This is a genomic window from Azospirillum sp. B510 (genome assembly GCF_000010725.1).
Lineage (GTDB): Bacteria > Pseudomonadota > Alphaproteobacteria > Azospirillales > Azospirillaceae > Azospirillum > Azospirillum lipoferum_B.
On record NC_013854.1, the window covers coordinates 632054 to 656686 of the forward strand.

24 protein-coding genes and 4 tRNA genes are annotated in these 24633 nt (G+C 65.8%); 18 read left to right on the plus strand and 10 right to left on the minus strand.

Going from position 1 to position 24633, the window contains the following annotated elements; genetic code table 11:
• Nucleotides 1-29 precede the first annotated feature (29 nt).
• The 4 genes from AZL_RS02900 (at nucleotide 30) to AZL_RS02915 (ending at nucleotide 3203) form a co-directional block, all read left to right on the plus strand.
• Nucleotides 30-362 carry a hypothetical protein gene (locus AZL_RS02900; protein ID WP_148219174.1) on the plus strand — a complete coding sequence of 111 codons (333 nt, stop codon included), beginning with the start codon at nucleotides 30-32 and terminating at the stop codon, nucleotides 360-362.
• 176 nt (nucleotides 363-538) lie between these two features.
• Nucleotides 539-1312, plus strand: a complete 774-nt coding sequence (locus tag AZL_RS02905; RefSeq protein WP_012973177.1) for an ABC transporter ATP-binding protein — start codon at nucleotides 539-541, stop codon at nucleotides 1310-1312.
• The gene (locus tag AZL_RS02910; RefSeq protein WP_012973178.1) at nucleotides 1305-2132 is read left to right on the plus strand and encodes an ABC transporter permease; all 828 of its coding nucleotides are present in this window, start codon (nucleotides 1305-1307) and stop codon (nucleotides 2130-2132) included. Before AZL_RS02905 ends, AZL_RS02910 begins: the two co-directional genes overlap by 8 nt.
• A 45-nt stretch (nucleotides 2133-2177) precedes the next feature.
• Nucleotides 2178-3203 (plus strand): ABC transporter substrate-binding protein, encoded by a 1026-nt coding sequence (locus AZL_RS02915; protein WP_012973179.1) that lies wholly within the window; start codon nucleotides 2178-2180, stop codon nucleotides 3201-3203.
• 50 nt (nucleotides 3204-3253) lie between these two features.
• On the opposite strand, the gene AZL_RS33970 is transcribed toward AZL_RS02915, so the two are convergent.
• The 7 genes from AZL_RS33970 to AZL_RS36205 form a co-directional block, all read right to left on the minus strand.
• On the minus strand, nucleotides 3254-4369 hold the full coding sequence (locus tag AZL_RS33970; protein ID WP_197540146.1) for a hypothetical protein: 1116 nt from the start codon (nucleotides 4367-4369) through the stop codon (nucleotides 3254-3256).
• 206 nt (nucleotides 4370-4575) lie between these two features.
• Nucleotides 4576-5289, minus strand: coding sequence for an ABC transporter ATP-binding protein (locus tag AZL_RS02920; RefSeq protein WP_012973181.1), 714 nt, complete (start codon nucleotides 5287-5289; stop codon nucleotides 4576-4578).
• Nucleotides 5286-6029 (minus strand): ABC transporter ATP-binding protein, encoded by a 744-nt coding sequence (locus AZL_RS02925; RefSeq protein WP_012973182.1) that lies wholly within the window; start codon nucleotides 6027-6029, stop codon nucleotides 5286-5288. The genes AZL_RS02920 and AZL_RS02925 overlap by 4 nt, the downstream gene beginning before the upstream one ends.
• Entirely contained in the window at nucleotides 6026-7873 is a 1848-nt protein-coding gene (locus AZL_RS02930; RefSeq protein WP_012973183.1) for an ABC transporter permease, read from the minus strand. The genes AZL_RS02925 and AZL_RS02930 overlap by 4 nt, the downstream gene beginning before the upstream one ends.
• Before the next feature lie 42 nt (nucleotides 7874-7915).
• Nucleotides 7916-9172: an ABC transporter substrate-binding protein gene (locus AZL_RS02935; RefSeq protein ID WP_012973184.1), complete on the minus strand. Its 1257-nt coding sequence runs from the start codon at nucleotides 9170-9172 to the stop codon at nucleotides 7916-7918.
• A gap of 188 nt (nucleotides 9173-9360) precedes the next feature.
• Complete coding sequence (locus tag AZL_RS02940) at nucleotides 9361-9801, minus strand: MarR family winged helix-turn-helix transcriptional regulator (protein ID WP_052293613.1); 441 nt, start codon at nucleotides 9799-9801, stop codon at nucleotides 9361-9363.
• A 366-nt stretch (nucleotides 9802-10167) separates the two neighbouring features.
• On the minus strand, nucleotides 10168-10341 hold the full coding sequence (locus tag AZL_RS36205; RefSeq protein WP_158305957.1) for a hypothetical protein: 174 nt from the start codon (nucleotides 10339-10341) through the stop codon (nucleotides 10168-10170).
• A 390-nt stretch (nucleotides 10342-10731) separates the two neighbouring features.
• On the opposite strand from AZL_RS36205, the gene AZL_RS02945 reads away from it, so the two are divergent.
• Both AZL_RS02945 and AZL_RS02950 read left to right on the plus strand, forming a co-directional pair.
• On the plus strand, nucleotides 10732-12000 hold the full coding sequence (locus AZL_RS02945; protein WP_012973186.1) for an outer membrane beta-barrel protein: 1269 nt from the start codon (nucleotides 10732-10734) through the stop codon (nucleotides 11998-12000).
• Between the two features lie 270 nt (nucleotides 12001-12270).
• Complete coding sequence (locus AZL_RS02950) at nucleotides 12271-12852, plus strand: polysaccharide biosynthesis/export family protein (RefSeq protein WP_042442417.1); 582 nt, start codon at nucleotides 12271-12273, stop codon at nucleotides 12850-12852.
• Nucleotides 12853-12912: 60 nt separating this feature from the next.
• Here the strand turns inward: AZL_RS02950 and AZL_RS02955 are convergent, their stop codons facing one another.
• Nucleotides 12913-13176 carry a hypothetical protein gene (locus AZL_RS02955; protein WP_042442419.1) on the minus strand — a complete coding sequence of 88 codons (264 nt, stop codon included), beginning with the start codon at nucleotides 13174-13176 and terminating at the stop codon, nucleotides 12913-12915.
• 138 nt (nucleotides 13177-13314) lie between these two features.
• Here AZL_RS02955 and AZL_RS33240 point away from each other — a divergent pair, with 138 nt between their 5' ends.
• Nucleotides 13315-13659 carry a hypothetical protein gene (locus AZL_RS33240; protein ID WP_052293614.1) on the plus strand — a complete coding sequence of 115 codons (345 nt, stop codon included), beginning with the start codon at nucleotides 13315-13317 and terminating at the stop codon, nucleotides 13657-13659.
• Between the two features lie 83 nt (nucleotides 13660-13742).
• Here the strand turns inward: AZL_RS33240 and AZL_RS02965 are convergent.
• Nucleotides 13743-13818, minus strand: a tRNA-Thr gene (locus AZL_RS02965).
• 84 nt (nucleotides 13819-13902) lie between these two features.
• Nucleotides 13903-14829, minus strand: coding sequence for a 23S rRNA (guanosine(2251)-2'-O)-methyltransferase RlmB (rlmB, locus tag AZL_RS02970; protein ID WP_042442421.1), 927 nt, complete (start codon nucleotides 14827-14829; stop codon nucleotides 13903-13905).
• Nucleotides 14830-14970: 141 nt separating this feature from the next.
• On the opposite strand from rlmB, the gene AZL_RS02975 reads away from it, so the two are divergent.
• From AZL_RS02975 to rpoB, 11 genes are all read left to right on the plus strand, one after another.
• A tRNA-Tyr gene (locus tag AZL_RS02975) sits at nucleotides 14971-15056 on the plus strand.
• A 65-nt stretch (nucleotides 15057-15121) separates the two neighbouring features.
• A tRNA-Gly gene (locus AZL_RS02980) sits at nucleotides 15122-15195 on the plus strand.
• A gap of 80 nt (nucleotides 15196-15275) precedes the next feature.
• Nucleotides 15276-16466, plus strand: coding sequence for an elongation factor Tu (gene tuf / locus AZL_RS02985; protein ID WP_012973190.1), 1191 nt, complete (start codon nucleotides 15276-15278; stop codon nucleotides 16464-16466).
• A gap of 192 nt (nucleotides 16467-16658) precedes the next feature.
• Nucleotides 16659-16734, plus strand: a tRNA-Trp gene (locus AZL_RS02990).
• Between the two features lie 88 nt (nucleotides 16735-16822).
• Nucleotides 16823-17020: a preprotein translocase subunit SecE gene (gene secE / locus AZL_RS02995; protein WP_012973191.1), complete on the plus strand. Its 198-nt coding sequence runs from the start codon at nucleotides 16823-16825 to the stop codon at nucleotides 17018-17020.
• Between the two features lie 3 nt (nucleotides 17021-17023).
• The gene (gene nusG, locus AZL_RS03000; RefSeq protein ID WP_012973192.1) at nucleotides 17024-17554 is read left to right on the plus strand and encodes a transcription termination/antitermination protein NusG; all 531 of its coding nucleotides are present in this window, start codon (nucleotides 17024-17026) and stop codon (nucleotides 17552-17554) included.
• Nucleotides 17555-17714: 160 nt separating this feature from the next.
• Nucleotides 17715-18149: a 50S ribosomal protein L11 gene (rplK, locus tag AZL_RS03005; protein WP_012973193.1), complete on the plus strand. Its 435-nt coding sequence runs from the start codon at nucleotides 17715-17717 to the stop codon at nucleotides 18147-18149.
• 4 nt (nucleotides 18150-18153) lie between these two features.
• Nucleotides 18154-18867 carry a 50S ribosomal protein L1 gene (rplA, locus tag AZL_RS03010; protein WP_012973194.1) on the plus strand — a complete coding sequence of 238 codons (714 nt, stop codon included), beginning with the start codon at nucleotides 18154-18156 and terminating at the stop codon, nucleotides 18865-18867.
• Between the two features lie 306 nt (nucleotides 18868-19173).
• Nucleotides 19174-19695 carry a 50S ribosomal protein L10 gene (rplJ, locus tag AZL_RS03015; protein ID WP_012973195.1) on the plus strand — a complete coding sequence of 174 codons (522 nt, stop codon included), beginning with the start codon at nucleotides 19174-19176 and terminating at the stop codon, nucleotides 19693-19695.
• Nucleotides 19696-19767: 72 nt separating this feature from the next.
• Nucleotides 19768-20145, plus strand: a complete 378-nt coding sequence (gene rplL / locus AZL_RS03020; protein WP_012973196.1) for a 50S ribosomal protein L7/L12 — start codon at nucleotides 19768-19770, stop codon at nucleotides 20143-20145.
• Between the two features lie 248 nt (nucleotides 20146-20393).
• Nucleotides 20394-24587 (plus strand): DNA-directed RNA polymerase subunit beta, encoded by a 4194-nt coding sequence (gene rpoB / locus AZL_RS03025; RefSeq protein ID WP_012973197.1) that lies wholly within the window; start codon nucleotides 20394-20396, stop codon nucleotides 24585-24587.
• Nucleotides 24588-24633 lie beyond the last annotated feature (46 nt).

A 24633-nucleotide genomic window follows, 5' to 3' on the forward strand; every position in this document is an offset into this window, starting at 1 on the left:
CGCCGTTCCAGCCGGCAGGGGAGGTGGGCATGGCCGACATCGTCATTTTGAAGCATGTTCGTCTGGCGCGGGCGCTCCAGGTCCTCGAGACGGCCGCGGCCTCCCTCGATGGCGAGCTTGCGGCCCTCTCCGCCGCCGGACGGGCCGGTCTGCTTGGCGATCATGCCGAGGAGGCCACGCTGCTGCGCACCTATGTCCGCACGCTGCGCATCCTGTTGCAGGCGATGACTCCTGACGAGGTCGAGGAGGCTGGCCTCGCCGAGCGTCATGCCCTGGCGGAGGCCGCGGTCGCCCGTTGCGCCGCCGTCTTGCGGGCGCTGGAACCGCCGGCCGGTGGCGGCGCCGTGATCGGCATCGCTTGACGAGCGTTGTCGCGAAGCCGACAGGACTTGACGCCCTTCGGCCGGCGCCATACTGCCGTATGGCTGGGATGCGGAATGGCTTTCCCCTCTCCGTCGCCGGACCGCCGCGCTATAGTGGCGGCCGCAACGAACAGTCGAACCGGCCCGGAAAAAGGATGCCGGCGCAAAAGGGTGTGATGAGGCTTCTCGTTTCCAATCTGACCCACCGCTATGACGACCTGACCGTCCTGGACGGCATCGACCTGACCTTGGCGGAGGGGGAAATCCTGGCCGTGATCGGCCCCAGCGGCTGCGGGAAATCGACGCTGCTCGGCATCGCCGGCGGCATCGTCGCCCCGACCTCCGGCTCGGTCCGGGTCGAGGGCGAGGTGCCGGACGGCTGCCTGAACCCGATCACCTTCATCTTCCAGGATTTCGCCCTGCTGCCCTGGCGCAGTGTGGAGGACAACATCGCCCTGGTGCTGGAGCATCATCCGCTCTCCTCCGCCGAGCGGCGCGAGCGCATTGACAGCGGCCTGCGCCGCATGGGGCTGTGGGAGTTCCGCAAGGCCCTGCCCAAGCAGTTGTCGGGCGGCATGCGCCAGCGGGTCGGCATCGCCCGCGCGTTGGCGGTGCGCCCGGCGATGCTGCTGCTGGACGAACCGCTGTCGGCGCTCGACGCCCAGACGCGCGAGCTGCTGATGGATGATTTCCTGGAGCTGTGGCGGCGGGAGAAGACCACCGCCCTCTACGTCACCCACAATCTGGACGAGGCGCTGCGGCTGGCCGACCGTGTCTGCGTGCTGAGCCGCCGCCCCGGCCGCATCCGCGAGCTGGTCACCATCGAGGAGCCGCGCGAGCGCCGACGGGAGCCGTCGGCCCAGGCCCATCTGGCCGAGGTGCGCGACCGCCTGTGGCACCTGATGAAGGCCGAAGCCCAGATGGCCGACCGGGAGATCGCCCGTGCCTGACAGCCTGAACCCCACCACCGCGCCCACCGTCTCCGCAATCGGCCAGCCCGTCCGTTTCCGCGGCGGTGGCTTCACGGTGAAGCGCCATCCCTGGGCGGCGCTGGCCGCCTTCGCCCTGCTGATCGGACTGTGGGAGGGGGCGAGCCGCCTCGGCCTCGCCAGCCCGCTGTTCCTGCCGCCGCCGAGCGCCGTCGCCCGCGCGCTCGCCGGCATGGTGGCGGACGGCTCGCTGTGGCTGAACCTGAAGGCGTCGCTGGCGCGCATCGCCGTCGGCTGGGTGCTGGGCACGGCGGCCGGCATGCTGGTCGGCTTTTCCATGGGCATCTTCTCCACCGCCCGCGCGGTCGGCGTGCCGCTGGTGTCGGCCTTCTTCCCGATCCCGAAGATCGCGCTCTTGCCGCTGTTCATCCTGTGGTTCGGCATCGGCGAGCCGTCGAAATTCGCCACCATCGGCTTCGGCGTCTTCTTCCCCACCGTCATCGCCACCTACAGCGCCATCGACCAGGTGCCGCGCAACCTGATCCGCATGGCGCAGAGCTTCGGCCTGCCCTGGCGGGCGATCCTGCGCTCCATCGTGTTGCCCGGCGCCCTGCCGGGCATCCTTGCCGGCTTCCGCATCACCGCGTCGATCGCGCTGATCCTGGTGGTGGCGGCGGAGATGATCGGCGCGGAATACGGCATCGGCGCCTTCGTGCTGATGGCCGGCAACCTGATGCAGACCGACACGCTGCTGGCCGGGGTGCTGGTGCTGTCGCTGCTGGGGCTCGCCATCGGTACCGTGCTGTCGCAACTGGAGCGGCGCCTGCTGAACTGGCGCTGACCGCATGCTGAACAACCTTGAGCATCCTCGGGAGGATTTCCGTCCATGACCCTCGTCCGCCTCACCCGGCGCGCCCTGATCGCCACCGCCGGCGCCGCCTTGGTCACCAGCTCCCTGATGTCCGCGGCGCTGGCGCAGCCGCTGGAGAAGGCGACGGTCGGGGTGCTGGCGCTGTCCTCCTCCGGGCCGATCTTCATCGCCAAGGCCAAGGGCTATTTCGCGAAGGAAGGGCTGGACGTCGAGCTGAAGATGTTCACCTCGGCCCAGCAGGTGCCGGTCGCCGTGACCTCGGGCGATGTCGATTTCGGCGTCACCGGCCTGACTGCCGGCTTCTACAACCTCGCCTCGAAAGGGGCGGTCACCATCATCGCCGCGCAGAGCCGCGACGAGCCGGGCTTCCCCTTGAGCGCCTATCTCGCGACCAACGCCGCCTATGACGCCGGGCTGAAGTCGCCGGCCGACCTGAAGGGCAAGCGGATCGCCATCACCACCGTCGGTTCGACCTTCCATTACATGATCGGTCTGCTGGCGAAGAAGCACGGCTTCACCGTCAAGGACGTCACCATGGTGCCGTTGCAGGACGTGCCGAAGATGGTCGCCGCCTTCAGGGGCGGGCAGGTCGACGCCATCATCGCGCCGTCCACCGTGTCACGGCAGCTGGTGGCCGACGGCGCCGGCAAGATGCTGGGCTGGGTCGGCGACGAGACGCCCTGGCAGCTCGGCGCCCTGTTCACCGCGCCCAAGACGATGAAGGACCGCCGTCCGCTGGTGGAAAAGTTCGTCCGCGCCTACAAGACGGCGCTGGCCGAATACCACGCCGCCTTCAATGGCAAGGACGCGTCCGGCGCTCTGGTGAAGGGCCCCGGCTATGACGAGCTGCTGACCATCATCGCCGACGCGACCAAGCAGAAGCCGGACATCGCCGCCGCCGGCCTGCCCTATGTCGATCCGCAGGCCCGCCTGCTGGTGGACGACATCGTCAATCAGGTGAAGTTCTGGCAGTCCGAGGGTCAGGTCGACAAGGCGCTGGACCCGATGTCGGTGATGGACCTCAGCGTCGCCGGGCGGTGACGATATCAGCCCTCTCCTTTATCTTTGAGCAAGGAGAGGGCTGATTCTCTTTATTTTTCGCTCGAATTTTCGCTCTTTTCTATTAGGCGAATGGATGCGTGAATTGTTGCTAGATAATAATAGAATATCCAGCTATAGAATATTGGCTTGTCATAGTCTTCCTGTTGTTTCTCATCGTGGTGCCGGATTCCGAACCTGTTTGCTATCTCAAATAATGATGCCTCATCTTTCTTATGAAGAACTTCTTTTAGCTTTGGCCTGAGGTACTCTAGAACGTCAGCAAGATCTCTGATGGCGTCGCGACGATCGTTCATTGATGAGCGGGATCTTCGGAATTTTATCTGAGCTGATTCTATCCTTTCTGTAATATTCCTTGGGGTTGCTGTTGGAAGCGAAGCACTGAAAAGGCCCTCCAAGCCAGATTCTGGGAGTGTTAGAATTTCGCCCCCAATAGAAAGTTCATAACCTGCGCCGTATAAATTAAGTATTTTATTCGCTTTTTCTCTAAACTCTTGTCGACCTTGAGTTCTGTCAAAAGTACTACAGTGCCATCCGCAATCAGAATAACTGTGGTACGTTCGATCAATCGGCTTTGAGCAATTATCGTATAAGAATTCAATAATATCAAACAGATCATCTTCAGAGTAGCTGTTTATCATCTGACTTATTGGAGTCATATTTCTTTTTCTTAATTCGATCAGTATGATGGCTTCAATATCATCTCCTAGAAGCCCATGATTAAATCCTGTATCAACGCAATAAAATCCAAGATTTTCCTGAAAATATCCTTCTAATTCAAGAGACAAATACAAACTTTTAAACAAAGTTATAACTGAATTTAAATCAAGTCCGTGCGAAAGGGGATTTTTTCCTGTCCGTACTGAGTAGTATGGCTTTTCTCTTTTGTGGATGATTTTCATGGTATTTTGATTGCCCGCGTGAATTGATCCTTCTATGTTAAGATCTTTCGATAGCTTCAATAGAACGGCGTCAGATATTCCTCGCAGGGCGCTCTTTGAATAAACCCACTTGCTATTTACCATTACGTCTTTGGGAGGAGCGATGCCATACTCGGAAAGAAATATATCAATTTCTCTGAATGTAAATTTTGACTGAAGCTCCCTTCCAATTTTATCGATTAGTGCCATTTTCTCTGAAGGATTCATCGATGCCTCTGAGAAATTCGTTCGATATTAGGGGAAAAGAGGATTTTCCCAACAGATAGTGTTTTCAGCCTATGATCTGGAAGCTCTGTAGCAAACACGCGAGAATGTTAGCTTCGTGCCTCCAGTTCAATGCCGTCAAGGTGCAGCAATGCAGTCTCCATAAAAATTTGCTCGACTCCTGTCTGTACATGGAAACTGAAAAAGCATCACACCGCCAGATAGGCCGCCCTCACCGCGTCATCGGCCATCAGCTCCGCCATCGTGCCGGCCCAGCGCGGGCGTCCCGTCTCGATGACGCAGGCGCGGTCGGCGACGGAGGAGGCGAAGGACAGGCTCTGTTCGGACAGCAGCACCGACAGCCCCTCCGCCTTCAGCCGCCGCACCGCGTCGGCCATCTGCCTGACGATCAGCGGCGCCAGCCCCTCCGACGGCTCGTCGAGCAGCAGCAGCGACGGGTTGCCCATCAGCGTGCGGGCCAGGGTCAGCATCTGCTGCTCGCCGCCGCTCATCCGGGTGCCGCGTCGCCCGCGCATCTCCGCGAGGTTGGGGAACAGGGCGAACAGCCTCTCCGGCGTCCAGGCCGGGGCGCCGGGGCGGGGCGGCTGGCGGCCGACCTCCAGATTCTCCTCGACCGTCAGGTCGGCGAAGATGCGGCGATCCTCCGGCACATAGCCGACGCCGAGCCGGGCGATGCGGTGGGCGGGCAGGGCGGACAGGTCGCGGCCATCGAAGCGCAGCACCGCCGCGCGCCGCTCCACCAGCCCCATGATCGCCTTCAGCGTGGTGGTCTTGCCGGCACCGTTGCGGCCCATCAGCGCCACCACCTCGCCACGGCCCACCGTCAGGGCGATGCCGTCGAGGATGTGGGCGCGGCCATACCAGGACTGGAGGCCGTCCACCGTCAAAAGCGCGTCGCTCACGCCTCGCCTCCCAGATAGACGGATTGCACGCGGGGATCGGCGCGCACCTGATCCGGCGGGCCCTCGGCGATGAGGCGGCCGCGGTCGAGCACCAGCACGCGGGTGGCGTGGCCGAAGACGGCGTCCATGTCATGCTCGGTGAACAGCACGGCGAGGTCGCGCTCACGCACCAGCTCCGCCGTCAGCGCCATCAGGGCGAGCCGCTCGGCCGGCGCCATGCCGGCGGTCGGCTCGTCCATCAGCAGCACCGTCGGTTCGCTCGCCAGCGCCATCGCCAGCTCGACCCGCTTGATGTCGCCATAGGCCAGCACGCCGCAGGGCCGGTCGGCTTGGGGACCCATGCCGACCCGCTCCAGCAGGGCCAGCGCCGGCTTGCGGAACTGGGCGGCGGCGGGACGCCACAGGCCGAACAGCCGGCGGGCGCGCGACAGCAGCACCATCTGCACATTCTCCGCCACCGTCATCGAGGCGAAGGTGGCGGTGATCTGGAAGGTGCGCCCGACCCCCAGCGCCCAGATGCGCCGGGGCGGCAGCCCGACCAGCTCGGCGCCGTCCAGCCTGACCGACCCCGAGTCGGGGCGGAGCTGGCCGTTCAGCAGGTTGAAGCAGGTGCTCTTGCCGGCGCCGTTCGGGCCGATCAGCGCCAGCAGGTCGCCGGCGCGCAGGGTGAAGGAGACGCCGCCGACCGCCTGCACCCCGCCGAAGGAGCGGTGCAGGTCGCGCACCACAAGCTCGCTCATGCCCGCCTCCCGCCAAAGGATGAACGCAGGCCGGACAGGAAGCCGACGATGCCCTTGGGGAAGGCCAGCACCAGGGCGACGATGGTCAGGCCCAGCGACAGCCGCCACCAGTCGGTAAGGCTCATCACCTTGGCCTCCAACAGATGGAAGGCCACCGCACCGGCCAGCGGGCCGGCGACGGTCTGGAGGCCGCCCATCAGCACCATCACCAGCGCATCGACCGATTGCGGCACCGCCAGCAGGCTGGGGAAGACGCTGCCCTTGGCGAAGGCGTAAAGCCCGCCGGCCAGTCCCGCCGCACTGCCGGCCAGCACGAAGGCCATCCATTGGAAGCGGCGCACGTCGATGCCCACCGATTCGGCGCGCAGGGCCGAGTCGCGCCCGGCCCGCAGCGCATAGCCGAAGGGGGCGAAGGCCGTCCGGCGCAGCAGCCACAACGCCCCGCCGCACAGAGCCAGCGTCAGCCAATAATAGGCGGCCTTGCCCGCCGCCCAGCCCGACGGCCAGACGCCGAGGATGCCGTTGTCGCCGCCGGTCACCGCGTACCATTGGAAGGCGACGGACCAGACGATCTGGGCGAAGGCCAGCGTCAGCATGGCGAAATAGAGCCCCGACCGCCGGACGCAGAACCATCCAGCCACCAGAGCCCCAATCCCGGCCAGCAGCGGCGCGCCCGCCAGCGCCAGCGGCATCGGTGCGCCCAGATGCTTGACCAGCAGGGCCGAACCATAGGCGCCCAGCCCGAACCATGCCGCATGACCGAAGGACACCAGCCCGCCCAGCCCGATCAGCAGATGCAGGCTGGCGGCGAACAAGGCGAGGATCACCACCTCGGTCAGCAGGATCAGGGCGTAATCGCCGGCGACCAGCGGTGCGGCGACCAACAGCGCCAGCAGGACCAGCGCCCACAGCCCGGCATGGCTCCCGGCGGACAGCGGCACGGTCACCGTGGCCGGGGCGGTCGGCGGCGTCTCCTCGGCCCGGCCGAGCAGGCCGTGTGGGCGCAGCACCAGAACCACCGCCATGAACAGGAAGACGATCACCAGCGTGATCTGAGGGAAGACCAGGATGCCGAAGGCCTGCAACTGGCCGATCAGCAGCGAGGCGAGGAAGGCGCCGGTCAGGCTGCCCATGCCGCCGACCACGACGACGACGAAGGCCTCGACCACGATCGCCATGTCCATGTGCAGCGTCACCGCCTCGCGCGGGACCTGAAGGGCGCCGCCCAGCCCGGCCAGCGCGCAGCCGAGGACCAACACCCCGGTGAACAGCCGCGCCGGATCGACGCCGAGCGTGCTGGCCATCTCGCGGTCCTGGGTGGCGGCGCGCACCAGCGTGCCCCAGCGGGTGCGGTTGAACAGCAGCCACAACAGCCCCAGCACCAGCGGCCCCAGACCGATCAGCACGAGGTCGTAGAGCGGGAAGGGTTGGTCGAGAATGTCGACGGAGCCCTTCAGTCCCGGCGCCCGGCGGCCCAGCAGATCCTCCGGTCCCCAGATCCAGGCGGTCAGATCCTGCACCACCAGCACGACGCCGAAGGTGCCGAGAAGCTGGAACAGCTCCGGCGAGCGGTAGAGCCGGCGCAGCAGCCCGATCTCCATCACCGCCCCCATCACGCCCGTCAGCACCGCCGCGGCGGCGACCGAGCCCCAGAAGCCGGCCGGCGTGCCGCCGAAGCGCTCGATCAGCGACCAGCCGGCATAGGCGCCGACCATGTAGAAGGAGCCATGCGCGAAATTCACGATCCGCGTCACGCCGAACACGATGGTCAGCCCCGACGACACCAGGAACAGCGTCGCCGCGGTCGCGAGCCCGCTGAGGGCCTGGACGAGGAGGAAGGACATGGGGATGACCGCTTCGGTGGCGGGCGCCGGCAGCCCGATGCCTTATTCCGCCGGCCGCATCTTGCGGGCGGCCTCGTCCGGCGGCAGGTAGTTGGCGCCGTCGGCATAGCGCCAGTCCTTCATGGTGCCGCGCCCGTCCTTGACGGTGGTGACGCCGACATAGGCGCCCATGGTCGCCTGATGGTCGGATGCGCGGAAGGTCACCGGGCCGACCGGGCTGTCGATGGTCAGGCCGGCCAGCGCGTCGACGATCGGCTCGGCATTGGCGGATTTGGCCTTGGTGATTCCGGCGGCGACCGCCTTCATGGTGATGTAGCCGACCAGCGAGCCCGCCTTGGGCGATTCCTTGAAGCGCGCGGTGTAGGCGGCGACGAAGGCCTTGTGGGCGGGGGTGTCGATCTGGTCCCAGGGATAGCCGGTGACGATCCAGCCCTCCGGCGCCTCCTCCTTCATCGGCTCCAGATATTCCGGCTCGCCGGTCAGCAGGCTGACGACCTTGCGGTTGCGGAACAGCCCGCGCCCCTCGCCTTCGCGCACGAATTTGGCGAGGTCGGCTCCGAAGGTGACGTTGAAGATGGCGTCGGGCTTGGCGGCGGCAAGCGCCTGCACGGTCGGGCCGGCCTCCAGCTTGCCCTGCGCCGGCCATTGCTCCGCCACGAACTCGACGTCGGGGCGCTTTTCGCTCAGCATCTGCTTGAACCACGCCACCGCCGACTGGCCATACTCATAGTTGGGGGCGACGGTGGCCCAGCGCTTGGCCGGCAGCTTCGCCGCCTCCTCCACCAGCATCGCCGCCTGCATGTAGGTGCTGGGGCGCAGGCGGAAGGTGTAGCGGTTGCCCTTGGACCAGGTGATGGCGTCGGTCAGCGGCTCGGCCGCGACGAAGGGAATCTTGTTACGCGCGGCGAAATCGGCGACGGCCAGCCCGATGTGGGAGAAATAGGTGCCGGCCAGCACGTCGATCGCCTCGTTGCTGACCATCTCCTGGGCGACGCGCACTGCGTCGTCGGGCTTGCCGGCATCGTCATGCGAGACGACCTGAAGCTCGCAGCAGCCGATCACGCCGCCGGCCGCGTTGATCTCCTCCAGCGCCAGCTGCCAGCCCTGGCGATAGGGGATGGTGAAGGCGGGCAGGCCGGTGTAGCTGTTGATCTCGCCGACCCGCACCGGCGCGCCGGAGAACCTGGCCGATTGGGCTATGGCGGGGCCGGCGAACGCCGCGGCGCAGAAGGCGGCGGCCAGAGTGGCGGGGACAAGGACCTTCGCCAGCGGCGAGGTGGTCGGGCGGCGGTGCTTCATCCTGCGGGGACCCCGGTTCGGTAAGAGACCAGCGGCGTGCGTGTCCGGGTCGCGGTGCGACGCAACACACCGCGTTCATAGCAAACCCCGCGCAAAAGTCACCGACTGATCGGCGCCTTTCCCTCCTACGGCCCCTCCCATGGCCTGTCCCGCGGCCCGTTCCGATGCGCGTCCGACCGGGCGGCGGCCTACATCAGGCGGGCCAGCAGCGTCATGAACTGTACCCGCTCCTCCTCCGTCAGGGGGGCCAGCGTGCGCTCGTGGGCGGCGGCGGCGTTCGCCGTCAGGTCGACGACCAGGGCCTGGCCGATCCGCGTCAGACGGACGCTGGTGCGGCGGCGATCCTGCGGGTCGGGCTGGCGTTCGACCAGATTGCGCTCCACCAGCCGCAGGATGACGCCCTGGGTGGTCGCCGGGTCCATGTAGGTCAGCCGGCCGAGCTGGTTCTGCGACAGCGGGCCTTCGGCATGAAGGGTCGCCAGTGCCGACCATTGCGTCGGTGTCAGCATCGAATCACCGATCAGGTCGATGAAGATCGACGATGCCCGCTGGTGGGCGCGGCGCAGGCGGTGATGAGCCTGACCGGCCAACTGGTAGTCGTCGGGAGGCAGTCGTCCGAAGTCGTCCATGGCGCAGGCCCGTGGTTCGCGCCCGCCTTCGGTCCGGGGCGAAGGCTGGGGCGGGCGTGGACCGCCGCTCCCGGCTGCGTGGGCAGGGGTGTGCGGCGCTTCCCGCCTGTCGCCACCCCGTCTGTCCATTATGCGTTCCTCATGGAAAGGGTAGGAAACACAATGGCCGCGGTGCAACCTTCGCAGATGCGTCATAGAGCCACAGGACTGTAATCGTTACCAGACGCGCAACAATAGAAGCGCCGCCGGTTCGGAAATAAGCTACGGGTCGGTTCTCCTCGAATTGGGGCCGTCATCCTCCTGGCGTCATGGCCGCGGCATCCTGTTAAGCGGTGCCGGCCGCCGCATCTTGTCGCCTGTTCTTCGTCACGGGGCCCGCTTGGGCGGATAGCTGTCGGGCGGAGCGGTCTTCTCCTGCGGGCTGACGGTGTCGCCGCTTTCCGGTGGCGTCACGCCGCCCGGCGTATAGGGCGGGGTCGTGGCGTCGGGCGGGCGCTTGGTCGAAGGCGGCGGGGGCGGGGTGTCGAGTCGGCGTGTCATGCGGCACCTTTCCGGATCGGAAAACCTGATGAACAACCGCGTGGCGGCCAAGCGGTTCCAAGCAAGAAGCCCAGGCTGCCGCCAGTTCCATCCGAATAATCTATGACCTTCATCTTAGGACCATGGCAAAAGGGGGCTGAAAGCAAGCCCGTCATTGATGTCGCCGTCATTACCCCATCGATTTCTTTTTGTTGCGTCGACACCACAGGACGCGGCAAAAGCGGCGATGCGCGGGCTTCACTGTTGCGTGGGAAGCACGGTTTGTTGTGTCTTTGCCGAGGATGTGCCGTCATCGGTTCCGGCAAGGACCAGTTGAACGGGCGCGTTCCACCAAGGAGCCGAACTCCCGGCCCAGTGAGCCGACCGAACCCAGCCAAGAGCGGTGACTCCATGAAAACCAGCACCTTTTCCATTCTCGCCCTCGCTCTTGCCTCGACCGGGCTGACGTCGCTTCCCGCCGCCGCCCAGGATGACCTGCAGCGTGGCGAAACCGTGCTGGAGCGCCGCCGGCCGGAGCTGGAGCAGCTCGGGCTGCGCGCCGGCTCCTTCCTGTTCCTGCCGCGGGTGGAGGCTGGCGCCACCTATGACAGCAACGTCTACGCCACCCGCGACGATCATAAGGACGACGTCATCTGGACCGTCCGGCCGCGGCTCGACATCAAGTCCGACTTTTCGGAACATGCGCTGAACTTCTCGGCGTCGGCCGATGCCGGGCGCTACAGCGACCACACCCGTGAAAACTTCACGGACTATGCCGTTCAGGCCGACGGGCGTTTCGATGTGAACAAGGGCGGCGCGCTGGACGGCCGGCTGTTCCACCGCCGCAACCATGAGGGCCGCGGCGACATCAACAGCCTCCAGGGCTATGCCGAGCCGGTGACCTATCTCACCAGCGGCGGTGAGGCGGGCTATACCCAGCGCTTCAACCGGCTGCGCGCCCGCCTGTCCGGCTCGGCCCAGTACATCTCCTATGACGATGTCGATCTGGTCGGTGGCGGCATCGCTCCCCAGGGCGACCGCGACCGTTGGGAGTACGCGACGGTCGGCCGTGTCGGCTATGAGTTCATCGACGGCTACGAGGCCTTCGTCCAGGGCACCTATTCCTGGACCCGCCACAAGAACGACCGCGACGCCTTCGGCATCGACCGCGATTCCGACGGCTATGAGGTGGTGGGCGGTCTCGCCACCGATCTGACCGGCCTGATCACCGGCGAGGTCTTCGCCGGCTATCTTGTCCGCAACTACAAGGATTCGCGGCTGGAGGACTTCAGCGGCCTGTCCTTCGGCGGGCGCGTGAACTGGGCGGTCACGCAGCTGACCGGCATCAGCGCCACCGCCAGCCGTCAGGTGCGCGAGACCTCGGCCAGCCCGGGGCTGGGCAGCGCGTCCAGCTACACCCGCAGCCTGTTCGCGCTGGGCGTCGACCATGAACTGTTGCGCTCGCTGGTGCTGAACGGCCGGTTGCAGTACCGCCAGGACGATTTCAACGGCAATGACCGCAAGGACAAGGTCTACACCGGCAGTGTAGGCGGAACCTATCAGATGAACCGCTATCTCTATCTGACCGGCGGCTATACCTATGAAAAGCGCAACTCCAACCTGAACAGCGCGGATTACAGCGATAACCTGATCTATCTGCGTCTCGGCGCGCAGATGTAATCCGGTGGGCCGGGATCGACCGTCCGGAAAGTCCAGGCCGAAGGTCCTAAAGGTTCCGCTGAACAGGGCAGGGCGTCCGTCCTATGACGGGCGCCCTTCTCTTATGCCTGCTTTTATTATCGACGGCGATGTATTGCCCGGATCCGAAGGCGGTAATTCCTCTCCACTTTTTCCCAAGCGCTTGCGAGTTGCTAGTCTCCACCCGAATTCAAGGGCGTGACCACAGAGCGCCGCGGCAGGCATCCACCAGCCAGGGAAAGGGTTTTAGGGATGAATCGACGTCATGTGATCCGTGCGCTGGGCCAGGGGATTGGATTGGCGGCGCTCGCCGTCGCCATGGTCGGCTGTGCCGGCAACGACGCGCCGATGGAGGCGGCCGGCGCCGGTCAGATCGGCGAATACCGTCTCGGTCCCGGCGACGCCCTGCGCGTCATCGTGTTCGGCGAGGAGCAGCTGTCCGGCGAGTTCCGCGTGGATGGCACCGGCAAGGTCGCCATGCCGCTGATCGGCGAGGTCTCGGCCAAGGACCGCAGCACCCGTGATCTGGAGAAGGAGATCTCCACCCGTCTGGCCGCCGGTTACGTCAAGGATCCGAAGGTCAGCGTCGAGGTGCTGAACCATCGGCCGTTCTTCATCCTGGGCGAGGTGCGCAACCCCGGCCAGTACCAGTATGTCAACGGCATGACCGCCCTGTCGGCGGTGGCGATGGCCGGCGGCTACACCTACCGCGCCAAGGAGGATTATGTCCTGATCACCCGCGGCAGCGATCCCAAGAAGGAGATCCGCAAGGCCCCGATCACCACCGCGGTGATGCCGGACGATGTCGTCCGCGTGCCGGAGCGCTATTTCTGAGCGACGGGAATAGAGAGGGAGGGGCGGCGGCGGAACGGCCGTCTCTTTCCCGAACGCCGGTCAGGTGTCGAGGGTGTCGCCGCCCTTCTTCTGACCGGACGGCATGCGTTGGTTGGGGGGAACCACCGGATCGCGCGAGGGTCCATGCGGCGGGGTGGTGCCGGCGGCCTCGTCGTCGGTGCCGAGCGGTGCGGCGGCGGGATCGAGGGCAGGGACCTTGTCGCCGGTCAGCCCGCGATCGATGTCGGCGCGCATCCGGTGGGCTTCGGCGCTGGGCGTGGTCGGCGTGTCATTGCCCGACTCGGGACGCAGGGGATCGGTCATGATCGGACTTTCGCGTAGGGCTGACCGAGGAGCGGCCAGGGTCCTTTTCCAACCGCCTCCAACCGCCGAGGGTTCCCTGTCCGTGGCGTTCGTGGGACCATTCCCGGTCAGGCGCGGTTGAGACCATGGGAGTGTGCGATGTCCGACACCGGCATGACGTTCCTGGCGTTCGGCATTCCCGCCCTGGTGGTCACGCTGTTCGTCGTGGCGACGCTCCTGATGGTGCGGAACCGGGGGTGGGGGCGGCTCTATTGGGCCTTTTGTGCGCTGCTGATCGGTTTCGGCAGCGCTGGCGTTGCCGGATCCCTGTGCTGCTTTCCCCCGCTGGAGCTGCCGGATGGCACGATCAGCGGGGAAATGCCGCCCACCTTCGGCGCGGGGTTGATGGTCACGGCGATGGGATGCGGCGCAACGCTGCTCGGTCTGTTCGGCCTGGCATACCGGAGCCGTCTGCGCGGGCGTCGCGGCGTCGGGGCGGGATAAGCCGGCAGGTCCGCCGCGAAACGACGCCATGGACCCCGCATAGGGAAAGGCCCCGAAAGGCGTTACCTTTCAGGGCCTTGGCGTGGTGCCGGATACAGGAATCGAACCCGTGACCTTCTGATTACAAATCAGCTGCTCTACCAGCTGAGCTAATCCGGCGCTCCCGTCGCTCGCGGGAGGCACACCTTAGCGTCCCTTTCCCGTGCAAACAAGCACTTGAGAACGCAGGCGGCGGTGCCCGCCTCACTCGCGCAGGCGGGCCACTTCGTACAGCGCCACCGCGGCGGCGTTGGAGACGTTCAGGCTGCCCACCGGCCCGCCGGTCGGCAACCGGGCGATGGCGTCGCAACGCTCCATGGTCAGCCGGCGCAGACCGCTGCCCTCCGCCCCCATCACCAGCACCGTCTTCCCGGTGAGATCCAGCTTCGCCAGCGTCGACGGCCCCGATTCGGCCAGCCCGACCGACCAGAAGCCGTTCTGTTGCAGGTCGGTCAGCGCGCGGGCCAGATTGGTGACGCGGACCAGCGGCACCGCCTCCAGCGCGCCCGAGGCGCTCTTGGCCAGAACGCCGGTCGTTTCCGGCGCGTGACGCTCGGTCACCACCACGGCGCGGGCGCCGAAGGCGGCGGCGGAGCGCAGGATGGCGCCGACATTGTGCGGGTCGGTCACCTGATCCAGGGCGACGATCACCGCCGACGGCTCGGACGCCAGCTCGTTGCACAGATCCTCGATGCCCAGTTCGGGCAGCGGCGAGGCGTCGATGACGATACCCTGATGCACGGCCCCCGGTGGCAGCATCCGATCAAGTTCCACCCGGTCGGCCGGCGATGCTTCTGGCCGCTGAAGTCCGCGAGCCCGGGCCTCTGCGATCACCGGCTCCAGTGCCGCCCGGCCCGAGTCGGTGACCAGCAGGCGGTGGATCCGCCGTTCCGGATTGGTCCAGGCGGCGGCGACCGGATGCAGGCCGTACAGCAGCACGCCGCGTGCCGCCGGGGCGCGGCCGCCCTTGGTCGCCCCCCGGCGCCCGCGCCCGGCATCGTCGGTCTGGTCCTGCCGGGATGCGGCGCCGTGCTGCGGCTGATGTTGCGGTTTGGCGCCGGTCCGCTCCGCCTGCCGTTCGGAATTCCGGGGGGAAGCGGGGCTGGAGCCCGGGTGTCTGGAGCGCGTCATGGGACCCACGAGGAAGGGGAGGGGACCGCCGGAATCGGCGGCGGAATTTTTTCTGGTGTGAACCGCTTAACCCGTGTTGACAAGGTCTGAAAAATTCGCATATTGCCGAACTCCGCGGCGGGCACTGCCAGGCCGCGGACTGGAAGGGTGGCCGAGTGGTTAAAGGCAGCAGACTGTAAATCTGCCCGCGTACGCGTACGCTGGTTCGAATCCAGCCCCTTCCACCACTACATTCCACGGCTTGTCCGTGATCGCGTTTGCCCCGGACGGTCGCGCCGGCGGGATGGCTCGGGCGGGTGTAGCTCAATGGTAGAGCAGAAGCCTTCCAAGCTTACGACGGGGGTTCGATTCCCCTCACCCGCTCCAATCCCCTGCGCGCCACGGAGAACCGATCTCGGCCGGGCCATTGTGTGCGTCCGGAACGTCGGGAACGAAAGACCAAAGCGATGGCGAAGGCAAAGTTTGAGCGGAACAAGCCGCACTGCAACGTTGGCACGATCGGCCACGTCGACCACGGCAAGACGTCGCTGACGGCGGCGATCACGAAGGTGCTGGCGGAGTCCGGCGGCGCGACCTTCACCGCTTACGACCAGATCGACAAGGCGCCGGAAGAGAAGGCGCGCGGCATCACGATCTCGACGGCCCATGTCGAGTACGAGACGACCAACCGCCACTACGCGCACGTCGACTGCCCGGGCCACGCCGACTATGTGAAGAACATGATCACCGGCGCCGCCCAGATGGACGGCGCGATCCTGGTGGTGTCGGCCGCCGACGGCCCGATGCCGCAGACCCGCGAGCACATCCTGCTGGCTCGCCAGGTCGGCGTTCCGGCGCTGGTCGTGTTCATGAACAAGGTCGACATGGTCGACGATCCGGAGCTGCTGGAGCTGGTCGAGCTTGAGGTTCGCGAGCTGCTGTCGTCCTACCAGTTCCCCGGCGACGACATTCCGATCACCAAGGGTTCGGCCCTGTGCGCCCTCGAGGACCGTCAGCCGGAGATCGGCCGTGACGCCGTTCTGGCGCTGATGCAGACGGTTGACGAGTACATCCCGCAGCCGGAGCGTCCGAAGGACCGTCCGTTCCTGATGCCGATCGAGGACGTGTTCTCGATCTCGGGCCGCGGCACCGTTGTGACCGGCCGCGTCGAGCGTGGCATCGTGAAGGTCGGTGACGAAGTCGAGATCGTCGGCCTGAAGGCGACGGTGAAGACGACGGTGACCGGCGTCGAGATGTTCCGCAAGCTGCTCGACTCGGGCGAGGCCGGCGACAACATCGGCGCGCTGCTGCGCGGCACCAAGCGCGAGGACGTCGAGCGCGGCCAGGTTCTGGCCAAGCCGGGTTCGATCACCCCGCACACCAAGTTCAAGGCCGAAGCCTACATCCTGACGAAGGAAGAGGGCGGCCGTCACACCCCGTTCTTCACCAACTACCGTCCGCAGTTCTACTTCCGCACGACGGACGTGACCGGCATGGTCTCGCTGCCGGAAGGTGTGGAGATGGTGATGCCGGGCGACAACGTCGCCATGGAAGTCGCGCTGATCGCACCGATCGCCATGGACGAGGGCCTGCGCTTCGCCATCCGCGAGGGTGGCCGCACCGTCGGCGCCGGCGTCGTTGCCAAGATCGTCGAGTGATGCTATAAGCCTGCCTCCCCCGCCGAGCTTCGGTTCGGCGGGGGAGTTCTATCTGGGTAAAGAGTGTGGCTGGGCTTCGGCGACGCCGCTCTGGAAAGTTCTTCCGAAAGTCGGGTCGAAAGGCCTTGACACCGCCGCCTAAAGAATGCTTTAAGCGGCGTCCCACGCCGGAAGGTGTGGCTGGACGGAGATAGGAGTGTAGCTCAATTGGTAGAGCACCGGTCTCCAAAACCGGGGGTTGGGGGTTCGAGCCCCTCCACTCCTGCCATCCCGTCCCAATAACGGCCGTCTCAACAGCGGTTAGGGTAAAAAGCGGCGCCCTTCATAGTCGCTTCGGAGCTCGCACGGTTCGCACGATGGCTAAAGTCAATCCCGCAGAATTCGCGCGCGAGGTCCGCCGCGAGGTAGCCAGGGTCACCTGGCCGACCCGCAAGGAAACCGGCATCACGACCGCCATGGTCTTCGTCATGGTCGTCGTCGCCGCCCTGTTCTTCCTCGTCGTCGATCAGGTGCTGGCGGTTGCCGTCCGCTTGATCCTTGGGCTGGGAGGCTGAGACATGGCTGCGCGCTGGTACGTCGTTCACGTCTATTCGGGTTTCGAAAAGAAGGTCTCCCAGGCGATCCGCGAAAAGGCGGCTCAGAAGGGTCTGGAAGACAAGTTCGAGGAAATCCTGGTCCCGACCGAGGAAGTGGTCGAGGTGCGCCGGGGTTCCAAGATCAACACCGAACGCAAGTTCTTCCCCGGCTATGTCCTCGTCAAGATGGACCTGACCGACGAATCCTGGTCGCTGGTGAAGAACACGCCGAAGGTGACGGACTTCCTGGGTGGCGGCGGCAAGCCGCAGCCGATCTCTCAGCGCGAGGCCGAGCGGATCATTCATCAGGTGCAGGAAGGCTTTGAGCGCCCCAAGCCCTCGATCACCTTCGAGGTGGGCGAGCAGGTTCGAGTGAGCGACGGCCCCTTCACCTCGTTCAATGGCGTCGTCGAGGAAGTCGACGAAGAGAAGTCCCGCCTCAAGGTGGCGGTGTCGATCTTCGGCCGTTCCACGCCGGTCGAGTTGGAATACACCCAGGTCGAAAAGATCTGAGCGCAAGGTTCCAAAGTGTTTCGAGTCGGAGCTGCCGGTGCTTGCATCGGTGGCTCCATTCTGTTGCGGGAGGCTCGCCATGGCCGAACCGCAAAGCCCCGCGGCGCCAAGCCGGACCATCCGGTCCAAGGCGTGAGGCGTCGTCTTAGGAGGTTGTGAGATGGCGAAGAAAATCGTCGGTTACATCAAGCTGCAGGTCCCGGCCGGCAAGGCCAACCCGTCGCCGCCCATCGGCCCGGCGCTCGGTCAGCGCGGCCTGAACATCATGGAATTCTGCAAGGCGTTCAACGCCAAGACGGCGGACCTGGAAGTCGGCATGCCGATTCCCGTGGTCATCACCGCCTATGGCGACCGCACCTTCACCTTCGTGACCAAGACCCCGCCGGTCAGCTACTTCCTCAAGAAGGCTTCGGGCAAGGACAAGGGTTCGACGACCCCCGGCAAGGGTGGCTTCGTCGGCCAGGTCACGACCGCGCAGATCCGCGAGATCGCCCAGAAGAAGATGGCCGACCTGAACGCGCACGACGTCGAAGCCGCCGCGACCATGATCGCCGGCTCCGCCCGCTCGATGGGCCTCGAAGTGGTGGAGGGCTGATCCTATGGCGAAGCTGGGCAAGCGTCTGACCGACGCCTACAAGACCGTCAACCGCGACAACTTCTACGCGCTCGAAGAGGCCGTCACCCTGGTCAAGGGTGCCGCCAAGGCCAAGTTCGACGAGACGATCGAGATCGCGATGAATCTCGGCATTGATCCGCGCCACGCCGACCAGATGGTCCGCGGCGTCGTGAACCTGCCGAACGGCACCGGCAAGACCGTCCGCGTCGCGGTGTTCGCCCGTGGCGCCAAGGTCGATGAGGCTCTGGCCGCCGGCGCCGACGTGGTCGGCGGCGACGACCTCGCCGAACAGATCCTGGCCGGCAACATCAACTTCGACCGCTGCATCGCCTCGCCCGACATGATGGGCGTGGTCGGCAAGCTCGGTAAGGTTCTCGGCCCGCGCGGCCTGATGCCGAACCCGAAGCTGGGCACCGTGACCCCCGACGTCGCCGGCGCCGTCAAGGCCGCCAAGGCTGGCGCGGTGGAGTTCCGTGCGGAGAAGACCGGCATCATCCATGCCGGCGTGGGCAAGGTCAGCTTCTCGGAAGAGGCGCTGGTCCAGAACATCCGCGCCTTCATCGACGCCATCACCCGTGCCAAGCCGACCGGCGCCAAGGGCCAGTATGTGCTCAAGGTCTCGCTGTCGTCGACCATGGGCCCGGGCCTGAAGCTCGACCTCGCCACCGTGTCGGCTGCGGCCGGCGCCGCGGCGTAACCGACCGTCTTTCGCCGCCGGCGCCTTCGGGTGACGGCGGCGACCGGGTGGATGATCCAAGGGGCCTCGCCCTGGCGGATCGCCCGCCCACCCCTGTCCGAGACCGCAGGTGTCCGACCCTTCCCCGGAAGGCGAGGGCTTAAAATTCACCGGCGCAGACAGGAGTTGAACCCGTTGACCATTCCGGTCCCCGCCGCGGCGGGGCCACCGGTTCAGGAACGGCTTGAACTTCTGGGACAGGTTCGCCGGACCTCCGGCCCGCGAGGGCGGGGGGTTCATGTAAACCTCTGTACAAGGAGGCGATCCGTGGATCGTACACAAAAAGAAGCGACGATCGCGGCTCTGCAATCGAAGCTCCAGGACACGGGCCTGGTGGTGGTCACCCACCATCTTGGCCTGACGGTGAAGGAAGTCACCGACCTGCGTGCGAAGGTTCGGGCTGCTGGCGCCAGCTTCAAAGTGACGAAGAACCGGCTCGCCCGTCGTTCCCTTCAGGGGACGCAGTTCGAGGGCCTGGACGGTCTCTTCAAGGGACCGACGGCGATCGCCTTCTCGAAGGATCCCGTCGCGGCCGCCAAGGTGGTGGCCGACTACGCGAAGACCAACGAGAAGCTGAAGATCGTCGGCGCCAGCCTCGGCACCCAGATTCTGGACGCGGAGGGGGTCAAGGCCCTCGCCTCGCTCCCGTCGCTGGACGAACTGCGTGGCCGCCTCGTGGGCATGATCCAGACCCCGGCGACCCGTATCGCCGGTGTCCTCCAGGCTCCGGGCGGCCAGGTCGCCCGCGTGCTTGCCGCCTACGCGAAGAAGGACGACGAGGCAGCCTAAGCTGGCCCGCAAGGCCAGTCGGACTCACTCGTTTTTTATACCCCCAGAACTCAAGTCGTTTGGAGTAGTAACATGGCTGATCTGCAGAAGCTCGTCGACGATCTGTCGGCCCTGACCGTCCTGGAAGCCGCCGAGCTGTCGAAGCTGCTCGAAGAGAAGTGGGGCGTCTCCGCCGCCGCTCCGGTGGCCGTCGCCGCCGCCGGCCCGGCTGCTGCCGCCGCCGCCCCGGTCGAAGAGCAGACCGAGTTCACGGTGATCCTCGCCGATGCCGGCGACAAGAAGATCAACGTGATTAAGGAAGTCCGTGCGATCACCGGCCTGGGCCTGAAGGAGGCCAAGGACCTGGTCGAGGGCGCTCCGAAGCCGGTCAAGGAAGGCGCCACGAAGGACGAGGCCGCCAAGATCAAGAAGCAGCTTGAAGAGGCCGGCGCCAAGGTCGATATTAAGTAAGACCTTGTTGCGTTACGGATCATACAGTTCCACGCCGGACGGCGGTTGGTTCCCCAGGGAACCTGCCGCCGCACGGCGTTTTCTGCCTTCCGCCGGACCGGGCTCGCCCGGCCCGGCTCTTTCCGTCCCCATCATGGGGATGGCCCGCGCGGGCGCCCTCGGGACATGTCGACACCAGTCGGCTTGATCCTGCGGTCGGTTGAACGGTCGGTATAACGCGCATCACGTACAGACGTTTGGGGACATCCATGGCCAAATCCTTTACGGGTCGTAAACGTGTTCGGAAGAGCTTCGGGCGCATCCCGGAAGTCACCCAGATGCCCAACCTCATCGAGGTGCAGCGCAGCTCCTACGATCACTTCCTGCAAATGGACGTCGCCCCGGAAAAGCGGGCGAACCTGGGCCTGCAGGAAGTCTTCAAGTCGGTCTTCCCGATCAAGGACTTCTCCGACCGCGCCGTGCTGGATTTCGTCAAGTACGAGCTTGAGCAGCCGAAGTACGACGTCGAGGAGTGCCAGCAGCGCGGCATGACCTTCGCCGCGCCGCTGAAGGTCACCCTGCGCCTGTCCGTGTTCGACGTCGAGGAGGATACCGGCCTCCGTTCGATCCGCGACATCAAGGAGCAGGACGTCTACATGGGCGACATGCCCCTGATGACGGCCAACGGCACCTTCATCATCAACGGGACCGAGCGCGTCATCGTCTCCCAGATGCACCGCAGCCCGGGCGTCTTCTTCGACCATGACAAGGGCAAGACCCACGCGTCGGGCAAGTATCTGTTCGCCGCCCGCGTCATCCCCTACCGCGGTTCCTGGCTCGACTTCGAGTTCGACGCCAAGGATCTCGTCTATGTGCGCATCGACCGCCGCCGCAAGCTGCCGGCCACCACGCTGCTGTTCGCTCTGGACGGCGCGGACACCGAGGCTCTGCGCGCCGAGCGCAAGGCGAACCGCAAGGACCTGCTGCCCTACGAGGCGCAGGGCATGTCGAAGGAAGAGATCCTCAACTACTTCTACGACACCATCACCTACTCCCGCTCCGCCGGCGGTTGGAAGACCCCGTTCAGCGCCGAGCGCATGAAGGGCGTCAAGCTGGTGTCCGACCTCGTCGATGCCGCCACCGGCGCCATCGTCGCCGAGGCCGGCGCCAAGATGACGCCGCGCGCCATCAAGAAGCTGGTCGAGGCCGGCCTGACCGAGCAGCAGGTCTCCACCGAGGAGCTGACCGGCCGCTATCTCGCCGTCGACATCATCAACGAGCGCACCGGCGAAGTCCTGTTCGAGGCCGGCGACGAGCTGTCGGCGAGCGATCTCGACAAGCTGGAGAAGACCGGCGTCGACGAGCTGCCGGTGCTGGCGATCGACCATCTGAATGTCGGCGCCTACATCCGCAACACGATGAACGCGGACCGCAACGCCAGCCGCGAAGACGCGCTGATCGACATCTACCGCGTCATGCGTCCGGGCGAGCCGCCGACCCTGGAGTCGGCCGAGGCCCTGTTCTCCGGCCTGTTCTTCGACAGCGAGCGCTACGACCTGTCGGCCGTCGGCCGCGTCAAGATGAACGCCCGTCTGAACTTCCAGACCGACGACCAGATGCGTGTTCTCCGCAAGGAGGACATCCTGGAGATCCTGAAGGTCCTGGTGAACCTGAAGGACGGCCGCGGCGAGATCGACGACATCGACCATCTCGGCAACCGCCGCGTCCGCTCGGTCGGCGAGCTGATGGAGAACCAGTACCGCGTCGGCCTGCTGCGCATGGAGCGTGCGATCCGCGAGCGCATGAGCTCGGTCGAGATCGACACGGTGATGCCGCATGACCTGATCAACGCCAAGCCGGCCGCCGCCGCCGTGCGCGAGTTCTTCGGCTCGTCGCAGCTGTCGCAGTTCATGGACCAGACCAACCCGCTGTCCGAGATCACGCACAAGCGTCGTCTCTCGGCGCTCGGCCCGGGCGGTCTGACCCGCGAGCGCGCCGGCTTCGAGGTGCGCGACGTGCATCCGACGCACTACGGCCGCATCTGCCCGATCGAGACGCCGGAAGGCCCGAACATCGGTCTGATCAACTCGCTGGCGACCTACGCCCGCGTGAACCAGTACGGCTTCATCGAAAGCCCCTACCGCAAGGTCATCGACGGCAAGGTCACCAACGAGGTGGTCTATCTGTCGGCGATGGAGGAGGGCCGCTACGTCGTCGCCCAGGCGAACGCCGAGCTGAACCCGGACAACGGCTTCGCCGCCGATCTGGTGTCCTGCCGCCAGGGCGGTGAGTACCTGATGTTCCGGCCCGAGGCGATCGACCTGATCGACGTGTCGCCGAAGCAGCTGGTGTCCGTCGCCGCGGCGCTGATCCCGTTCCTGGAGAACGACGACGCCAACCGCGCGCTGATGGGCTCGAACATGCAGCGTCAGGCGGTGCCGCTGGTGAAGGCCGACGCCCCGCTGGTCGGCACCGGCATGGAGGCGACCGTCGCCCGCGACAGCGGCGTGACCATCGTCGCCAAGCGCTCCGGCATCGTCGACCAGGTGGACGCCACCCGCATCGTCGTCCGCGCCACCGACAGCTCGGACAGCACGGCGCCGGGCGTCGACATCTACAACCTGCTGAAGTTCCAGCGCTCCAACCAGAACACCTGCATCACCCAGCGTCCGCTGGTGAAGGTCGGTGACCGGGTGAACGCCGGCGACATCGTGGCCGACGGCCCGTCGACCGATCTGGGCGAGCTGGCGCTCGGCCGGAACGTGCTCGTCGCGTTCATGCCGTGGAACGGCTACAACTTCGAGGACTCGATCCTCATCAACGAGCGCATCGTCAAGGACGACGTCTTCACCTCGATCCACATCGAGGAATTCGAGGTCATGGCCCGCGACACCAAGCTGGGCCAGGAGGAAATCACCCGCGACATTCCCAACGTGGGTGAGGAGGCTCTGAAGAACCTCGACGAGGCCGGCATCGTCTATATCGGCGCCGAGGTCCGTCCGGGCGACATCCTGGTCGGCAAGGTGACGCCGAAGGGCGAGAGCCCGATGACGCCGGAAGAGAAGCTGCTGCGCGCCATCTTCGGCGAGAAGGCCTCGGACGTCCGCGACACCTCGCTGCGCCTGCCGCCGGGCGTCGTCGGCACCATCGTCGAGGTCCGCGTGTTCAGCCGCCGCGGCGTCGACAAGGACGAGCGCGCGCTCGCCATCGAACGGGCCGAGATCGAGAAGCTGGCCAAGGACCGCGACGACGAGCGCGGCATCCTGGAGCGCAGCTTCTACACCCGCCTGAAGGAAGTGCTGATCGGCCAGACCGCGCAGTCCGGCCCGAAGGGCATGAAGGGCGGCACCGTGCTGACCGACGAGGTGCTGGCCGGCCTGTCGAAGGGCCTGTGGCGCCAGATCGCCATCGCCGACGAGCAGGTGATGGAGACCGTCGAGAACCTGGCCAAGGTGTTCGACGACTCGATCAAGGCCCTGCAGGACCGCTTCGAGAACAAGGTCGACAAACTCCAGCGCGGTGACGAGCTGCCGCCGGGCGTCATGAAGATGGTCAAGGTCTTCGTCGCGGTGAAGCGCAAGCTTCAGCCGGGCGACAAGATGGCCGGCCGTCACGGCAACAAGGGTGTCGTCTCGCGCATCATCCCGCAGGAGGACATGCCCTATCTGGAGGACGGCACCCCGGTCGATCTGGTGCTGAACCCGCTGGGCGTGCCGTCGCGCATGAATGTCGGTCAGATCCTGGAGACCCATCTCGGTTGGGCCGCCTCGGGTCTCGGCAAGCAGATCGGCCGCGCGGTCGACCAGTACCGTCTGGCGATCCGCCAGAAGGCCGAAGGCGCTCCCCAGCTGGAGGCCCTGCGCGGCACGCTGAAGTCGGCGTATGGCGAGGTGACCTACAATGAGGACATCGCCGACATGACCGACGGCGAGCTGCTGGAGCTCGGCGGCAACCTGCGCAAGGGCGTGCCCTTCGCGACGCCGGTCTTCGACGGCGCCCGCGAGGAGGACATCTGCGTCCATCTGGAACGCGCCGGCTTCGACCGGTCGGGCCAGTCGACGCTGGTGGACGGCCGTACCGGCGAGACCTTCGACCGCAAGGTGACCGTCGGCTACATCTACATGCTGAAGCTGCACCACCTGGTGGACGACAAGATCCACGCCCGGTCGATCGGCCCCTACTCGCTGGTCACCCAGCAGCCGCTGGGCGGCAAGGCCCAGTTCGGCGGTCAGCGCTTCGGTGAGATGGAGGTGTGGGCGCTGGAAGCCTACGGCGCCGCCTACACGCTGCAGGAAATGCTGACGGTGAAGTCGGACGACGTGTCCGGCCGCACCAAGGTCTACGAGGCCATCGTCCGCGGCGACGACAACTTCGAGGCCGGCATTCCGGAGTCGTTCAACGTGCTGGTCAAGGAGCTGCGCTCGCTCGGCCTGAACGTCGAACTGAACCAGCGGTCCTACTGAGCCGATTTGACGTGACCAAACCCCGGAACGGCGTGTTCGTCGTTCC

Coding starts and splice junctions, on each gene's coding strand:
- AZL_RS02900 (WP_148219174.1), top strand. CDS start 30: ATGGCCGACATCGTCATTTTGAAGCATGTTCGTCTGGCGCGGGCGCTC.
- AZL_RS02905 (WP_012973177.1), top strand. CDS start 539: ATGAGGCTTCTCGTTTCCAATCTGACCCACCGCTATGACGACCTGACC.
- AZL_RS02915 (WP_012973179.1), top strand. CDS start 2,178: ATGACCCTCGTCCGCCTCACCCGGCGCGCCCTGATCGCCACCGCCGGC.
- AZL_RS33970 (WP_197540146.1), bottom strand. CDS start 4,369: ATGAATCCTTCAGAGAAAATGGCACTAATCGATAAAATTGGAAGGGAG.
- AZL_RS02925 (WP_012973182.1), bottom strand. CDS start 6,029: ATGAGCGAGCTTGTGGTGCGCGACCTGCACCGCTCCTTCGGCGGGGTG.
- AZL_RS02930 (WP_012973183.1), bottom strand. CDS start 7,873: ATGTCCTTCCTCCTCGTCCAGGCCCTCAGCGGGCTCGCGACCGCGGCG.
- AZL_RS02935 (WP_012973184.1), bottom strand. CDS start 9,172: ATGAAGCACCGCCGCCCGACCACCTCGCCGCTGGCGAAGGTCCTTGTC.
- AZL_RS02940 (WP_052293613.1), bottom strand. CDS start 9,801: ATGGACGACTTCGGACGACTGCCTCCCGACGACTACCAGTTGGCCGGT.
- AZL_RS36205 (WP_158305957.1), bottom strand. CDS start 10,341: ATGACACGCCGACTCGACACCCCGCCCCCGCCGCCTTCGACCAAGCGC.
- AZL_RS02945 (WP_012973186.1), top strand. CDS start 10,732: ATGAAAACCAGCACCTTTTCCATTCTCGCCCTCGCTCTTGCCTCGACC.
- AZL_RS02950 (WP_042442417.1), top strand. CDS start 12,271: ATGAATCGACGTCATGTGATCCGTGCGCTGGGCCAGGGGATTGGATTG.
- AZL_RS02955 (WP_042442419.1), bottom strand. CDS start 13,176: ATGACCGATCCCCTGCGTCCCGAGTCGGGCAATGACACGCCGACCACG.
- AZL_RS33240 (WP_052293614.1), top strand. CDS start 13,315: ATGTCCGACACCGGCATGACGTTCCTGGCGTTCGGCATTCCCGCCCTG.
- rlmB (WP_042442421.1), bottom strand. CDS start 14,829: ATGACGCGCTCCAGACACCCGGGCTCCAGCCCCGCTTCCCCCCGGAAT.
- tuf (WP_012973190.1), top strand. CDS start 15,276: ATGGCGAAGGCAAAGTTTGAGCGGAACAAGCCGCACTGCAACGTTGGC.
- secE (WP_012973191.1), top strand. CDS start 16,823: ATGGCTAAAGTCAATCCCGCAGAATTCGCGCGCGAGGTCCGCCGCGAG.
- nusG (WP_012973192.1), top strand. CDS start 17,024: ATGGCTGCGCGCTGGTACGTCGTTCACGTCTATTCGGGTTTCGAAAAG.
- rplK (WP_012973193.1), top strand. CDS start 17,715: ATGGCGAAGAAAATCGTCGGTTACATCAAGCTGCAGGTCCCGGCCGGC.
- rplA (WP_012973194.1), top strand. CDS start 18,154: ATGGCGAAGCTGGGCAAGCGTCTGACCGACGCCTACAAGACCGTCAAC.
- rplL (WP_012973196.1), top strand. CDS start 19,768: ATGGCTGATCTGCAGAAGCTCGTCGACGATCTGTCGGCCCTGACCGTC.
- rpoB (WP_012973197.1), top strand. CDS start 20,394: ATGGCCAAATCCTTTACGGGTCGTAAACGTGTTCGGAAGAGCTTCGGG.